1 pseudogene is annotated in these 401 nt (G+C 34.2%); it reads right to left on the bottom strand.

Annotated features, from left to right (window positions below):
• Positions 1-206 (bottom strand): annotated as a pseudogene (locus GNY06_RS13775) (IS3 family transposase); the annotation flags it as partial.
• Between the last annotated feature and the right edge of the window lie 195 nt (positions 207-401).

Genomic DNA, 401 nt, shown 5'->3' with positions numbered 1-401 from the left:
TTTTTATATTTTCTTCTCATTGCCAGTCCTCTACTTTTATAGATCCTATAAAGTTTTTTATGATTTACCACAACCCCTTTATTTCTAAGTCTACCATAACTTTTACAAAACCCTTCAAGGGGGTGTTTTTCGGCTAATGATCCCAAAGCAGTAATAAAAAAATTGTCTTCTTTTATGGATTTATAATGAAGCGTACTACGACTCATTTAAAGAATACGACATGCCTTGCTCACGGATTGAGGATATACTATACGAAGCTGATCAACCATATCCCACTTGTGGTAAGGCTTTAGAGCTTTTTTTCTATAATATACTTGGCTACATCCAATTCCATGGCTAAATTAGCATACATACGCTTTAAGCGTCTGTTTTCTGCTTCTAGTTCTTTCACTTTCTTCATT

The sequence above is a fragment of the Elizabethkingia argenteiflava genome (genome assembly GCF_009904105.1).
Lineage (GTDB): Bacteria > Bacteroidota > Bacteroidia > Flavobacteriales > Weeksellaceae > Elizabethkingia > Elizabethkingia argenteiflava.
This window is presented reverse-complemented; position numbering and strand designations above follow the sequence as displayed.